Source organism: Streptomyces sioyaensis (assembly GCF_004122735.1).
Classification (GTDB): Bacteria; Actinomycetota; Actinomycetes; order Streptomycetales; family Streptomycetaceae; genus Streptomyces; species Streptomyces sioyaensis.
The window spans coordinates 1-15,122 of the sequence record NZ_SDIF01000088.1; the positions used below are offsets into that span (position 1 = coordinate 1).

7 protein-coding genes are annotated in these 15,122 nt (G+C 69.3%); 4 read left to right on the forward strand and 3 right to left on the reverse strand.

The features are described 5' to 3' along the window. The 3 genes from EST54_RS24705 to EST54_RS24715 all read left to right on the forward strand — a co-directional run. Positions 1 to 2,307, forward strand: a 2,307-nt coding sequence (locus EST54_RS24705; protein ID WP_217371196.1) for a type I polyketide synthase, incomplete at its 5' end; no start/stop codon positions are given. Positions 2,308 to 2,314: 7 nt separating this feature from the next. After that, entirely contained in the window at positions 2,315 to 6,496 is a 4,182-nt protein-coding gene (locus EST54_RS24710) for a type I polyketide synthase (protein WP_129249923.1), read from the forward strand. A gap of 437 nt (positions 6,497 to 6,933) precedes the next feature. Next, positions 6,934 to 8,310, forward strand: coding sequence for a nucleotide disphospho-sugar-binding domain-containing protein (locus EST54_RS24715; RefSeq protein ID WP_129249924.1), 1,377 nt, complete (start codon positions 6,934 to 6,936; stop codon positions 8,308 to 8,310). A 65-nt stretch (positions 8,311 to 8,375) separates the two neighbouring features. Here EST54_RS24715 and EST54_RS24720 read toward each other — a convergent pair whose 3' ends face one another. After that, entirely contained in the window at positions 8,376 to 11,255 is a 2,880-nt protein-coding gene (locus EST54_RS24720; protein WP_129249925.1) for a helix-turn-helix transcriptional regulator, read from the reverse strand. A 433-nt stretch (positions 11,256 to 11,688) separates the two neighbouring features. Continuing rightward, positions 11,689 to 12,801 carry an endonuclease/exonuclease/phosphatase family protein gene (locus EST54_RS24725; protein ID WP_129249926.1) on the reverse strand — a complete coding sequence of 371 codons (1,113 nt, stop codon included), beginning with the start codon at positions 12,799 to 12,801 and terminating at the stop codon, positions 11,689 to 11,691. A 552-nt stretch (positions 12,802 to 13,353) separates the two neighbouring features. Here EST54_RS24725 and EST54_RS24730 point away from each other — a divergent pair. After that, entirely contained in the window at positions 13,354 to 13,713 is a 360-nt protein-coding gene (locus EST54_RS24730; protein ID WP_129249927.1) for a hypothetical protein, read from the forward strand. 23 nt (positions 13,714 to 13,736) lie between these two features. Here the strand turns inward: EST54_RS24730 and EST54_RS24735 are convergent, their stop codons facing one another. Further along, the gene (locus EST54_RS24735; protein WP_129249928.1) at positions 13,737 to 15,119 is read right to left on the reverse strand and encodes a DUF6519 domain-containing protein; all 1,383 of its coding nucleotides are present in this window, start codon (positions 15,117 to 15,119) and stop codon (positions 13,737 to 13,739) included. Positions 15,120 to 15,122 lie beyond the last annotated feature (3 nt).

Genomic DNA, 15,122 nt, shown 5'->3' on the forward strand with positions numbered 1-15,122 from the left:
GTGGCGGATGCTGCGGGTCGTGCGGTGGTGTCGGTGGAGCGGTTGGATGTGCGGCCGATCTCCGAGGAGCAGTTGGCTCAGGCGCGGGCCGAGTTCCACGATTCGCTGTACCGGGTGGACTGGACTCAGTTGCCGTCGGCCGCCTCTTCGGGCCGTAGCGACAAGAAGTGGGTGGTGGTGGGTTCGGGCGCGGCCGAGTGGGCGCAGACGCTGGCTCCCGTAGTGGGCAGCACCGCCCTGGTGCCGGAACTGCTCGATGCCGGTGATGCCGGTGACGCGGGTGTCGTGGTGCTGCCGGCCATCGCTCACATCGGAGCGGTGGGTGAGACGGACGGCGGCAGCTCGGCGGCCGAGGCGGATGTCCCGGCTGCGGTGCGCGCGGGTACGAACCGAGTGCTGGCAGACCTTCAGGCGTGGTTGGCGGACAAGCGTTTCGCCGCTTCGACCCTCCTGGTGGTGACACAAGGTGCGGTCCCGGCGGGAGCCGCTGACGTGACCGACCTGGCGGGAGCCGCGGTGAGCGGTCTGGTGCGGTCGGCACAGACGGAGAACCCGGGCCGGATCGTGCTGGTTGACGTGGACGGCACGGACTCCTCTCTCGCTGCTCTGCCCCGTGTCGTGCAGGCGGACGAGACGCAACTCGCCCTCCGAGATGGTGCGTTGTTCGCTCCCCGGCTGGCCCGGATGCCCTCCGTAGGACCGACCGCCACCGTCGTCCAGGAACGGACGACGGTGGGGGAGGGCGACGGCACCATTCTGGTGACGGGCGCCACCGGTGCGCTGGGGGCTCTGGTCGCTCGTCATCTGGTGACTGAGCACGGGGCGAGGCATGTGTTGCTGGCCAGTCGCCGGGGGCCGGACGCGCCTGGTGCTGCCGAGCTGAGCGCCGAACTGTCCGAACTCGGCGCCAGCGTTCGACTCGCCGCCTGTGACGTCGCTGATCGTACGCAACTGGGGGAACTGCTGGCGTCCCTCTCGGCCGAGCACCCGCTGACCGGCGTCGTGCATGTCGCCGGCACGTTGGACGACGGCGTCATCGGGTCGCTGACCCCGGAGCGTATGAACACCGTGCTCCGGCCGAAGACCGACGCGGCCTGGAACCTGCACGAGCTGACCCGCGACCTCGACCTGACCATGTTCGTCCTCTTCTCCTCCATCGCCGGGGCACTGGGTGTACCAGGGCAGGGCAACTACGCCGCTGCCAACGCCTTCCTGGACGCGCTGGCGCAGCAGCGCCGGGCCGCCGGCCTGGCGGCGAGTTCGCTGGCCTGGGGGATGTGGGCGGACGAGAGTGGTATGGCCGGCGGGCTCAGCGATGCGGATGTGCAGCGGATGGCACGCTCCGGTGCCGGTGCACTCTCCGCCAAGCAGGGGCTGGCGCTGCTCGACACGGTCCTCGCAGGTGACGCCCGGAGCGGCACTGCGGCCGACGCGCTCCTCGTACCGGCCGTGCTGGACGTCCGCGCCATGGCGCAGGGCGATGCCGGGGAGCTGCCACCGCTCTTCCGCGGTCTGGTACGCGCGCCGGTACGGCGGAGTGCGCAATCCGTTCCGCAGCCGTCCCACGGCGACGCCCAGAGCCTGCGTGCCCGCCTGGCGGACACACCCGTCGCTGAGCGGAAGGAGCTGCTGACCGAGTTGGTCCGCGCACAGGTGGTGGCGGTACTCGGCCATGCCGAGGCCGAAGCCGTCGATGCCGACCGGTCGTTCAACGACCTGGGCTTCGACTCGCTCACCGCCGTGGAGCTACGCAACCGCCTCCATGCGGCCACCGGGTTGCGTCTCCCCGCCGCGCTGATCTTCGACTACCCCAGCACTCGGGCGGTCGCCGGACATCTGTGGGACGAGCTCGCTCCGCAGACCGGGGGCGACGAGAGCGAGACGGCCACCGGCTCGGCCGAGGACCGCATCCGCAGCGCCTTCGCCGCCATTCCGTTGTCCCGGCTGCGGGAGGCCGGATTGATGGACAGCCTCCTGGAACTCGCCGGCATCGAAGCCGACGCCTCGTCGGCGCAGCAAGCGGACGGAGCAGAGTCCTCCATCGACGCGATGGACACCGAAACCTTGATCAGCATGGCACTCGCGGATTCCGAGGCGACCGATGACGACTACGGGCCAGGCTCCGACTACGGGCCAGGCTCCGACTACGGGCCCGGCTCCGGCTACGAGTACGACGACTTCGGGGAATTCCGGATTGTGCCGGAGTCCCAGGAATTCCGGGACGAGGAAGGCGACCCCCGCCACCACAACCCCCGCCCCCACGACGCCGGCAGCCCCGACGCCCACGACATGACGCGGGAGAAGTGACACCGCCATGACCCAGCCCAGTCACCCCCATCCGTCCAGCAGCTCCCACGGCTCGATTCGCGCCGCGGGCTCCGGCCGCCCCAGCAGCGAAAACCAGGGCGGCCAGGCCGGTCGGCCTGCGCAGTCCGGGCGCCCCGAGGCGAAACTCGTCGACGCACTGAGGACATCGCTCAAGGAGACCGAGCGGCTGCGCGAACACAACCGCAAGCTGACCAGCGCCTTGCGCGAGCCGCTTGCCATCGTGGGAATGTCCTGCCGCTATCCGGGCGGTGTCCGGTCACCCGAAGACCTGTGGCGGCTGGTCTCCGCGGGCGGCGATGCCATCTCCGAATTCCCGGAGGACCGGGGCTGGGACATCGAAGCGCTCTACGATCCCGACCCCGAACATGACGGAACGTCGTATGCGCGCCACGGCGGATTCCTCCATGACGCCGCCGACTTTGACGCCGGCTTCTTCGGAGTGGCGCCGCGCGACGCCCGGGCCATCGATCCGCAGCAGCGGTTGCTGCTGGAGGCCTCCTGGGAGGCTCTGGAGCACGCGCGGATGGATCCCTCGGCACTCCGTGGCAGCAGGACCGGCGTGTTCGCCGGAGTGATGTACCACGACTACATCAACAGCTACGGCAGTGGCAGCGTCGTCTCCGGCCGCGTCGCGTACACCCTCGGTTTCGAGGGGCCGGCGGTGACGGTGGACACGGCGTGCTCCTCGTCGCTGGTGGCGCTGCATCTGGCGGGCCAGGCACTGCGCAACGGGGAATGCTCCCTGGCTCTGGCGTCGGGCGTCACCGTCATGTCGACACCGGGGACCTTCGTCGACTTCAGCCGGCAGCGTGGCCTGGCGGGTGATGGCCGTTGCAAGTCCTTCGCCGAGGCAGCGGACGGCACCGGGTTCTCCGAGGGCGTCGGTGTGCTGGTGGTGGAGCGTTTGTCGGATGCGCGGCGCAATGGTCACCGTGTGCTGGCGGTGGTTCGGGGCTCTGCCGTGAACCAGGACGGTGCGAGCAACGGTCTCACTGCGCCGAACGGTCCGTCCCAGCAGCGCGTGATTCGGGCTGCGTTGGCGAATGCGCAGCTGTCGTCGGACCAGGTCGATGTGGTGGAGGCGCACGGTACCGGGACGGTGCTGGGTGATCCGATCGAGGCGCAGGCGCTGCTGGCGACGTACGGGCGTGACCGTGTGGAGGGGCGTCCGCTGTGGTTGGGGTCGGTGAAGTCGAATCTCGGGCATACGCAGGCTGCGGCGGGTGTCGCGGGGATCATCAAGATGGTCATGGCGATGCGTCACGGCGTGTTGCCGAAGACGCTGCATGTGGATGCGCCGTCGTCGAAGGTGGACTGGTCCGCGGGTGGGGTGGAGCTGCTGAGGGAGTCCCGACGGTGGGAGGGCGGGAGGCTGAAGCGTGCGGCGGTGTCGTCCTTCGGGATCAGCGGCACCAACGCCCACGTCATCATCGAGCAGGCCCCGCAAACTCCACCGGCCTCGGCCCCGGCCGAGCCCGTCGTCGGCACCGAATCATGGCCGACCGATGTGCCGGTGCTGTGGCCGGTGTCCGGCGCGAGCGCGGAGGGCCTGCGGGCCCAGGCGGCAAGCCTGCTGGGTTTGTTGGAACGTGCGGATGCTCCCGATCTGGCGGATGTGGGTCTCGCGCTCGCGACGACGCGGGCGCAGCTGGAGCACCGTGCGGTGATCACGGGCAGCGACCGTACGGAGCTGGCGGCCGGGCTGCGCGCCCTGACCGACGACGCTTCGACCGCCGGTCTCGTCCGGGCAGTGGCCCGCACCGGCGGCAAGACCGCCTTCCTCTTCACCGGACAGGGCGCACAGCGGGCCGGGATGGGACGCGAGCTGTACGACGCCTTCCCGGTGTTCGCACAGGCACTGGACGAGGCTTGCGGACACCTTGACGCCCACCTCCAACGGCCGTTGAAGGACATGATGTTCGCGGAAGAGGGGGCGGAGGATGACGCATCGACGGAGAGCACTCCGCTGGACCGCACTCCGCTGGACCGCACCGAGTATGCGCAACCCGCCCTCTTCGCAGTCGAAACGGCGCTGTTCCGGCTCATCGAGTCCTGGGGCGTACGCCCGGACATGGTCGCCGGACACTCCATCGGCGAGATCACGGCGGCTCATGTGGCCGGGGTGCTCTCGCTGCCGGATGCGTGCGCGCTGGTGGCGGCCCGTGGGCGGTTGATGCAGGCCCTGCCCGACGGCGGGGTCATGGCAGCGCTCCAAGCCACCGAGGAAGAAGTCCGTGCACTCCTCGACGGTGCCCAGGACGCAGCCATCGCCGCCGTCAACGGCCCCCGTGCCACCGTCGTCTCCGGCGCCCGGAACACCGTCCACACCATCGTCGAAACCCTCCGGTCCCAGGGCCGCAAGACGTCCTTCCTCAAGGTCTCGCACGCCTTCCACTCCCCGCTGATGGCCCCGATGCTCGACGACTTCCGCACCGCGGCCTCAGCCCTCACCTACACCGAGCCCCGCATCCCCCTGGTCTCCAACGTCAGCGGCCGCACTGCCGCACCAGGCGAGCTGACCAGCCCCGACTACTGGGTCGGCCACGCCCGCGAAGCGGTCCGCTTCACCGACGCCGTACGGACCCTCCTCGCGCGCGGTGTCACGCGGTTCGTGGAGATCGGCCCCGACGGGGTGCTGTCAGGGATGGTGCAAGGGTGCCTGGACCCCGGCGAGGCCGAGCGGGTGACGGTGGTGCCCACGATGCGTAAGAAGCGGGACGAGGCACGGGCGGTCCTCACCGGCCTCGGGCAGTTGTACGCCGGCGGGGCCGTGGTGGACTGGCAGGGGCTCTACGCGGGCAGCGGAGCCCGCGAAGTGGACCTTCCGACCTACGCCTTCCAGCGCCGCCGCTACTGGATCGACTCACCCGCACTGTTCGGCGGGGCCGTCACCGACGGGCTCGAAACGCCGGCAGCTCCGGAGCGCTCGGACGCGGCAGCCAGGGAGCGGCTGCACGCACGGCTGGCCGGGCTCCCGGAGGAGGAACAGGAGAAGCTGCTGACCGAAGTGGTGGTGGAGCACGCCGCGGCGGTCCTGGGCCACCTCTCCGCCGCCGACGTCGATCCGGAGCGCGGATTCCTGGAGGCAGGTGTCGATTCGCTCTCCGCGACCGAACTGCGGAAGAGCCTGAGCCGGAGCACCGGGCTGGAGCTCCATGCCGCAGCGGTATTCGACCACGGCAGCCCCGTCCGGCTCGCCGCATACCTGCGTGCCGAACTGGCTTCCCTCCTGTCTGCACAGGCCTCGGGCTCGCCTGCACCGGCTCTCGCAACCAGCCACTTGAGCACCCAGGGGGAGACGCTCAGCGGGCTTTTCCGCGCCGCGGTCCGGGAAGGGAAAATGGCAGCGGGCACGGCGCTGCTCAACGCGGTGGCCGACCTGCGCCCCTCCTTCCGTACCGCGGCCGAACTCCCCGTCGTGGGGGAGCCGGTCACCCTGGCCCGTGGGCCCCACGGCCCGGCCCTGATCTGCTTCCCGTCGCCGATGGCGCTCGCCGGAGCCCAGCAGTACGCGCGGCTGGCCGCCCACTTCCGTGACGTGCGTGATGTGCATGTGGTGACCTCGCCCGGTTTTGTGGACGGCGAGTCGCTGCCGGCGTCCGTGGACGCCGTCGTCGACCACTTCACCCGGAGCGTACGGAAGTTGGCCGGCGACGAGCCCTACATTCTGGTCGGCTACTCCTCGGGCGGCCAGTTCGCGCATGCCACGGCCAGTCGCCTGGAGAGGGAGGGGCCGACGCCTGCCGCGATCGTGCTGCTGGACACCTACCTGCCCGCCGCCAAGGACCAGGACCAGGACGCCGCCGACACGGACGGGCTCTGGGCACAGATGCTGGCGGGGATGCTGGAACGCGAGGACGCGTTCGGCGCCTTCACCGCCACCCGGCTGTCCGCGATGGGCCGGTACAGCTCGCTCATCACCCGGTGCGCGCCCCAACCGGTCGCCGCGCCCCTGCTGTTCGTACGGCCGACGGAATCGTTCGCCGGGCGGACCGACGGCGAGGGAGCGTCGGAGAGGCCGGGGGAAGATGCGGACTGGCGTGCTTCCTGGCCGGCCGAGCACACCTTGCGCGAGGTCCCCGGAAACCACTTCACCCTGCTGGAGAGCTCGGCCGGGGCCACGGCCGAGGCCGTCGAGAAGTGGGTTGCCGCACGCACGGACGGCTGACCCGTACGACACCCCATACGCCCCTACCTCCATACGCCCCTACCCCCGTACTCCCCGGCCCCGGTCGCGCTCCTCATGCGCACCGGGGCTTTGGGTTGTTGCCTGCTTCTCGTACGTGCGCACTGCGCATCGGCCCGGGGGACGTGGTGATCGCGTCCGACGCAACTCGGCCAACTTCTCGAATTGCGTGGCGTGAACTCCACAATTCCGACCCCATAGGGGTGGTAAGGGGCTTTATCGCGTCCGGTGAATTCCCTTACAGTGAATGCGCCCTCAGGTAAACCGCGGACTCGCTCACGTAAGAGATTAAAGAACCGGGATGAAGGTTTATTTCGGGGTGCGATTTCCCTTCTGCATTCGGCCGTCGCCGACGGGGCCCGGAGCGTTACTGAGCTGGCTCCGGAGGAAGTCGGCCGACTGTATTCGCATAGCGCCGTATGCGTGGTACGCTCCGGCGCCTGACCACAGGACGCGATCTCATCTTCAGTGAGCTGATACCGGATCAAGTGATCCCCGTGGAAATGCGCCAGGGTGCCGCGGGGAACGACGAGCGGCATCCCGCGCAGGTGCCGCGAGGGGGTGTCGCATTCATGACCGAGGCTCCCTCCGTGCCTCGATACGACATTGTTGTGGTCAGTGCGCCGGACGCGGCGCGAACCCGATCGATGCTGCCCATTGTGCAGGAGTTGCACCGCAGGGATCACCGGATCAGGTACCTCACCACCCAGGAGTTCGCCGCGCAGGCCGTCGCCCTCGGCGTCGACGTTCTGGTCCATCGGTCGTGCCCCGCCTACGGCTCACATGCCGAGCCCCGGGAGTGTACGGGGAGGGTGGACCCCGCCGGGGTGGAAGACACCCTCGACTGCCTGGAAGAGATCTGTGCCGATGTCGCCGACGATGTTCCGGATCTCGTGCTGTACGAGACGTCGAGCCGGATCGTCGCACGGTTGCTGACCTGCCGTTGGAACCGGCCGGCGGTGCAGATCTTTCCTTCCTTCGCCTGGGCCGACGCCCTGGTTCCCGACGACGCTCCGGCCCGCGAGGCCGGTGCCGAGGTGTGGAGGGGAAGCCTTCCTGAGTACACCCGCAAACGGTTGGATCGATTTCTGTCGGAACACCCGGGTATATCGGCGGGTGACTTTTATACACGAGCCGAACCCCTGTCAATCGCCTTGCTGCCCAGGGCCTTTCAAACCGACGGGCATCTCTTCGACAGCCGGGTTGCGTTCGTCGGGCCGTGCATACCGGAACGCCGTATGGATGAGCGCTGGTTGCCGCCCGCGAACGGGCTGCCCATCGTGTTTCTCGCGCTCGACCCCGAGCTCTTCCACGCGGGCCCGGCGTTTCTGCAAAACGTCGTGGATGCGCTGGCAGGGCAGCCCGTGCACCTGGTGGTCACGACGGACGGTGAGGTGGAGGGCTGGCCGCAGTGGGAGGATTTGCCGCCCAACGTCGAAGTGCAGGTGCGGGCCCCGCGCGCCGTGGTGCTGCGCTGGGCGGCGGCCTATATCTGCCATCCGGATCTGAACAGCGTCATGGAATCCCTGTATTTCAATACACCGTTGGTGGCCGTGCCGAGGTCCGACAGTGAACGAGCCGTGGCCGACCGAGTGGCGGAACTCGGCCTCGGCGTGCAGCTGCCACCCGAGGCCGCCGCACCGGAGCAGCTCGTGGACGCGCTCCGCACGCTCCTCGGCGACGTGCACACCCGGTGCCGGGTGCGTGCACTCCAGCGGGAGGCGCGCCGCGCGGGGGGCGCGCGGCGCGCGGCTGACGAGATCGAGCGTTATCTGGAATGGATCTACGAGCCGTAGGACGGGCTTACGAGCCATAGGACGGGCTCATGCCGGCCGTGAGCGGCGCCGTCGCCAGGAGGTGTTCAGGCGGACTCGGCCTCCGGCGGGGAGCCGTGCAGCTTCGCGGCCAGATCGCTGCGCCGGCTGACATCCAGCTTGCGGTAGACCCTGGTGAGGTGCTGCTCGACGGTGCTTACCGTGATGAAGAACTTCCGGCCGATCGCCCGGTTGGGCACCCCTTGCGCGGCGAGTTCGGCGACGCGTCGCTCCGCGTCACTCAGCGCCTCGGCACCGACCGGCTTCCGGCCCTTCCGCGGCCCGTCCGGGGCGTCGGGCCCGGCCGACCGCGAGGGTCCGGCGAACGCGGCCGTCGGCGCGGAGTGCGGGGGGCGTACGACCGGCAGCGGCTGCGCCCACTGCGCGGGGATGTGGCACGACGTCATCATGTCGGCGGCTCGCTCCGCCGTCCCGCGCGCCCGGTCGTGCTCGCCCAACTCGTGGTAGGCGGCGCTGAGATCGGCCAGCGCACGGGCGAGTTCGAATCGTCCGGTGTCCGGCTGGAGCAGGGACACGGCCTCCTGCAGCAGCGCCGGGCGGTCCTCGATGTCGCCTGCCGCGGCCAGCAGCCGTAGTGACGCCCCTCGGGTGCGGGGCTGCTGAGTTCCGGGACGGGTCAGCTGCTCCTCGATGAGCGTCCTGGCCCTGCTCTTGAGTCCAAGGGCCAGGGAGGCCTCCGCGGCGCCACCGCGCCAAGAGATCAAGGACGGCAGGTCGAGTCCCCAGGTGGTCATCAACCGGCCGCAGCTCTCGAAGTCGGTGAGCGCCGCCGCGGGCCGGTCCGTCGCCAGATGGAAGTGCCCGCGCGCGTGGAGGTAGTGGAGGCCGTACCGGGATTCGAAGATGGTGTCCGGTACCGGCAGTCTGATGTACTTCACCGCCTTCTCGTGCTGTCCGATCATGGTCGTGGCGAGGATCAGGTTCGCCAACAGGCCACCGATGCCCACACCCCAGGAAGGGCAGGGAAGTTGGGAGAGTGCGGCTTCGCCCTGCTTCACGGCGGTGGCCATGTCGCCCTGGCGGAAGGCCGCGTCGGCGCGTATCGCCGCGAAGACCGCCTGCCAGGTCGGCGCTCCCTGCTGTTCGGCTTCCTTGAGCAGCTCCTCGCACCAGGAGGCGGCCCGGTCCGGACGGTCGGCACAGATCAGGGTGAGCAGCGCGGCGTGCAGCGATTCCAGGGTCGCGGTGCCCAGGCCGACGCTGTGCAGGATCCCTTCGGCGCTGGCCACGGCCTCGTCGCCGGGGCCGTCCGCCAGCAGACGGAAGAGCACGCTGACCGCCTGGCGCCCGAAGGGACGCGCCGAGTCGGGGCAGGCGTCCGGCTCCGGAGTGGCCGCCGAGCCGGCTGATTCTGTCAGCAGCGCGGGAAACGAGTACGCCATCCAGCCGGTGAGGGCTGCCAGTTCCTCGGATTCGACGCGGTCGGACCCGGTGTCGTTCGCCTCCCAGCGGGTGAGGGTTTCGCGGGCCTCGCGGTAGCGGCCGTGCCACAGCAGACTGCGGGCCAGCAGGCCGGTGTCCTGGCCGGTCAGGTCTCCACCCCGCGAGGCCTCCTTTAATCGCTCCGCATGCCGCATGGCCTTGAGCGGTGACTTCTGCCATTCGATCCGCATGCGGTCCGCGGTGAGCGCGGCCAGCGGCCGGCTGTCGCGGCAGTTGTTCAGCGCGAGATCGAGGTATTCACAGGCCATTCCGGTCCTGCTGGCGGCGAGTTCGCCGTGCGCCGCGTCCCTCAGTACGTTGATCATCCACGCTTCGGGGGCCGTGCCCGCCGCGACGAGTTGTTCGGCCACCGTGACCGGTGGCGCCCCTTCGTTCTGGAGCGCGGTCGCGACCCGCAGGTGCAGTGCGTGTCTGGCTTCGGGGGGCATCTCCTCAAGAATGGCCGTACGCGCGGCAGGGTGCCGGAAGCCCTCCGCGTCGAGCAGCCCGGTTGCGGTGAGCGAGGCAATCGCGTGCTCCACGGTGGCGGTGTTCAGGCCGAGGATGTGGCCGATCAGCACGGAGGATCCGACCGTGCCCAGTGTGGCCACCGCTCGTGCCACGTCGAAGGCCGCCGGCTCGGCCAGATACAGGCAGTCCGTCAGCGCGTTGCGGAAGGCCGGCTGGGAAACGGTGGGCTCGGTTTCGAGTCGTCCGGCGAGGCGGTGGATCGCTTGGTAGTCGTCCAGCAGCGCGGACAGGAAGAGTGGACTTCCGCCCGAGGCCTCGTGGTACGGATCGGTGAGTTCCTGCGCCTTGGCGGGGCCCAGGCGTGCCGCGATCATGGTGTGCGCGCCGGAGCGGGTGAGCATGTCGAGCCGGATCTTGCGGCAGTTCGGCTGCCGGAACAGCTCGGCGTGGAAGACCGGATGGGGCGAGCGCACCGTTGAGAGCTCGGCGAGCAACAACAGCAGGCGTGACGACTTCATCCGGCGCTGCAGGAACAGCAGCATCTGGAGTGAGGGGCCGTCGGCGAACTGCAGATCATCGATGCTCACCACGACGGGGCCGCGCTCGCTCAGCTCCAGCAGGAGGGAGCGCAGCTCGTTCGCCACCGTGATGCTCGGCTGGTTCATCATGACGGGATCGGCGCCCGCCGCGCGATTGGCGGCGAGCTCATCGGCCAGGAGTGCGTTCACCCGGCGGCGGAAATCCGGGGGGAGTGTCTCGCATCTGAAGAGCTGGTCCATCACGCCAAGCGGTAGCTCACATTCTGCTCGTGACGCCACGGCGGTCAGTAAGAATGCGCTGGAGTCAGCCGCTTGTTTGCAGAAGCTTTGGAGTAATTGAGTTTTCCCACTGCCCGCTGGTCCGCTGACCAACGCGACGCTTCCCCGGCCCGCCCCGGCCTCGGCGAGTAACGCCGACAGCTCGGCCAACTCGGCCTGGCGCTCCACTAGTTGATGGGTCTGCTGCGCTTCCATCTTTCCCCCCGGTGTACCACCATATCCGGACCACCTTCGCAAACATAGCAAGCGGATTCGAGCGAATGCGGTCGCCGCGATCGGTGCGTGTCAGATATTGCAATTCTGCTGGTAAGTGACGCCTCGACCGGCAGGAATGGTTCACTTCGGATGTCGCACCATGGCCGAAAATGAAGCTCTTGGGCATCGTGAGTTTCGCCATCCGGAACGGTCACATTGGGTGTTTGCGAAGCGCAGCGCTCGTTTCCGGACGCGCGGCCCGCTCGGGGGCGGGTCGCCACTTTGCGCCATTCTTGGGCCATGGGTCGTCGGCGTGTCGCCGGTCCGTCCGCGGCGGCCGTCGGCCCGAGTCCGCTCGAACGAACGGGGGAGCCGCGCGGGGCCCGGGCATCGCCAACTATCGGATGCACGATGCCCGTTGCCCGGTGCGGGCTCAGATGTCGAGGTCCGCGTACAGCGCACCGTGGTCGGACGCCTCGGTGTCCTTCGAGGTCACGGTCGGGAACGACTTGAACGTGTGGGGCGCGAAGACCCCGCGCCGCTCGACGTCCACCGCCTGCACCCGCGTGAACAGGTTCGGCGAGAACATCAGGTAGTCGATCTTCTGCTTGAGCGACTGGCCCGTCTCATACGTGCCGGGCGCTCCCGTGTAGCTGCTGTGGGACATCGCGTCATGCAGGTCCGTGTCCAGGAGCGTCTGGAGCGGAGTGCTGTCCGGGGTGTCGTTGAGATCCCCGGCGACCACGACGCGCGCGGAGCGCTTGAGGGCCTCCTCGTAGATCTCCGTGACCCGCTTGGCCTGCGCCTTCCGCCTGTTGGCGCTCTCGGTGGGGTTGCCGAACCCCTTGCTCTTGAAGTGGTTGCCCAGGATCCACAGCCGCTTCCCGCCGTCGAGCTCGATTTCGAACTCCGGGCAGTCCCGGCTGAAGACGGGCCGGCCGGTTTTGGGGTCCGGATCGAAGATGTGCGAGCGAATGGCGGTGATCGGCCGTCGGCTGAACAGCCCGACGTCGATGCCGCGGCTGTCGTTGCCGTCGATCAGCATGTTGAACGGGTACCGCTTCTTCGGGCCCATGTGATCGGCCAGCACCTGCTCGTTGAAGCGCTCCAGGGTGAGCCGGTCCTCGACCTCGACCGTGAGCAGCACATCGGCGTCGACCTCGGCGATCACCCGGCCGGTGTTCTGGACGCTGTCGCGGTTGACGTCGTCCTGGATGAGCTCGGCCCAACCGACCCACTTCGCCCGCCCCTCGGCGACGATCTCAAGGGCGCCGCCCTGCTTGACGGAGAAGAGCTTGGCTCCGCCGCGGGTCTCGTTCACCAAGAACGGCCGCGTCTTCGACTGGGCGTTGGGAACGTCGTACTTCTCCAGGATCGCGGCGATGGCCTTCTTGTTCGCGGTCGTGTAGGTCGCGTGATCGAGGAGGGAGACCAGGGTCGCGAAGTCCTCCAGGATCTTGCGGCGCTTCTCCTCGTCGGCCAGGGCGAAAACACGGGGCCGTTGAAAGAGGTTCTCGGTGTTGAAGGTGGCGATACGGATGGTCATGGCGCCTCCTCACGCGGCGCGGGTCTACCCAGCCGACGGAACAGGCGCCGCCGAGTCACTGCTCGCCGACACTTTCAATTGTCCGAGGGTGGGCGGTTCCTGTCCAACGGAACGGGGGCGCCGCGGGCCAGGTCTCCGGCCGTGGGCGGGTGGGGTCGGTGCGCGTCAACTTCGGTGAAGCCGCAGGCCCCGACGGCACGGCGTTCCTGTAGCGGCGGCGGCAAACCGGCGTGATGATGGGGGAAAGAGACCTGAGCGGCAACAGGTCGTCCTGCGACCGGAGAGCGGCGATCCGCCGGCGCGACGGTGACTATGAATGACTCGAACCACACGTGGACGTGCGGCAACTGCGGCAGTGAGGAAGCCGGTAAGCGGTGCAGTCGCTGCGGCAATGAGCCCCGGCCTGACCATGACGAATGGCCCCCGAAGCGGGCGTCCGGGACATGGCCACGCACGGATCCCGAACCCACTGAACCCCCTCGCTGGGAACAAACCCGGCAACAGCGTGTCGAGTACCGACAGGGCGATGCGTGGCCCGGGACCGTGGAGGGCGTGGCGCGAGGGGTGCAGCTGCGGACGGAGCTGGGCGGCACGTCCGACAACGTCGGCACCATCGTCGTATGCACCTTCCGGATCGAGGTGCAGGACGCGACGGGCGTCTCTGTGGGGGTGGTGCCCGTGGAGATGCGGGGGCGGTCCTTCGAGGGCTCCGTCGGCGACGGCGACCGGGTGCGGGCGACCGGCAAGGTCAAGCGCGGCACGCTACGCGTCAAAGAGCTGCTGAACCTGACGACCGGTGCCGAGGTCAGCGCGAAGACCACGCCGGTGGCCGTGGGCGTCATCGCCGTCCTGATCTTCATCGGCTTCGTGATCTTCATAATCGTCATGGCGTCGCAGGGATCGGAGTGGTGAGCCGTGCCTCCTAGGGACTGTCCCTAACGGCGACGTGGAATAGGCACCCGCAGATCCACCATCTGGTAGTCGCCCGCCGCGAAGGGCTGCACCACCGCGAGCGGAGCGTAGTGATAGGCGACGCCGCGCGGGGGCCGCGGTCGCGGCTGCCCGTCCTGGTCGGTGGGCCACTCCACGCCACCCGTGAGCACCCTCGCCGGGATCAGCCAGTAGGCGCCGCGTCGATACGTGCGGGGCCGCTCGGTACTCGGTTCGAAGCGGATCTCGATCCCGTCCTCCAGCCGCAGCCACTCGCCCTCCTGCAGGGTGCGCGGTGTCGGTTCGCCCCCGGCGTCGTCGCCGCTCGTCCACTCGGTCGCGCCGTGGTCCCAGCGCCGCAGGAACGGGTGGAGTCCGGGCACCCGTCCACCCGTGGGGTGGTGCGGGTCATCGGCCGGGTCGGCGTCCAGCACCACCTGGTTCGCCGCGTGGTCGATCTCCTGGACGGTGTACAGCCGCGGAGCCCTCTCGTCGAGCCGGTCCGACGCGCCCCGGTACACGGACGCATCGTCGACGATCTCTACACGGCCCCCGGCCTCGATGCCGAGCTTGTCGTCGCGCCCCAGCGTTTCCAGCTCCACCGAGGGGCCGTGCACCGCCCTGATCGGCAAGGTGACCGAGCCGTTCTCCCGGGACCACTTGAAGGTCGCGGTCTCCGCGGTCCCGCCCTGATGGACCTCCACCCGGTACAGCTGGTTCTCGGGCCCCCGGTAGCCGGAGGACGGCGAGAGGTAGCTGGGGGAGGCGTCGTCCTCCGGGCGCCGGGCCCGGGCCGCGAGCAGCCCGCGGGGCTCGAACGTCCTGCTGATGCGGTCCCGCAGGTAGCGGGTGCCGGTTTTCATGTCGGGCATCTGCCCGTCCTCCTCCAGCGGAAGCCAGCACACCTGCCACACCACCCGGGTCCGCGCGGTCGTGTCCGGACTGTGCGGCCCGAGGGCGACCTCCCGGATACGGGGCGCCTCCACGGCGGTGACCAGCCGCTCCCACACCCGCAGGTACGCCAGGAAGGGCTGTTGCGGCAGCCGGTCGCCGTCGCGGTCGGGGACGAGGTGGTCGTGGGGTTGGCTCAAGTAGTCGGTGCCGTCGCACTCGCACAGGATGCCGTCGACGTACATCCGGCCGGAGCCCAGCGTGAAGTTCTTCCCGTCGAACGCGTCCACGCCGAACCCGCCGGGGCGCTCCTCGTCCTCGTCCGGCGGGTACGTGGCGGGCCCCAGCAGATCCACGACCAGGGTGCGCAGGAAGTACTGGAGGATGGCCGCCTGTTCGTTGATGTCGGCGTCGAGCTGGACCCGGCCCTGCTGGGCCAGGACCGCCGAGAACCGCTGGGCGGGGTCGAAGGTGACGCGTGAGAAGTCGCCGTGCATGGT